At 48.0% G+C, this 252-nt stretch carries 1 pseudogene; it reads right to left on the reverse strand.

Annotated elements, in window-relative coordinates:
- Positions 1 to 252, reverse strand: a pseudogene (locus AC3II9_RS22130) (DctP family TRAP transporter solute-binding subunit); the annotation flags it as partial.

The raw sequence follows: 252 nt of genomic DNA on the forward strand, positions 1-252 counted from the left end.
GTTGCCTTTACAAACGCCTCATGCTGGTCAGAAGTGAGTGCACTGATTTCTACCCCATGATTGACAATTTCTTTTAATAAGGACTCATCTTCCGGTGTGAATCCTTTGCGGGCAAGCGCCACTTCCTGCCTGGCGGCATCCAATGCGGCCTGGCGCACAATTTCCCTATCCTGCGCGGTCCAGCTGTTCCAGATGTTTTTATTCACCACAAACACCAGTGGATCATTCACATAATTCCATAAAGTCAGGTAT

The organism is Lysinibacillus sp. RU7 (genome assembly GCF_057837305.1).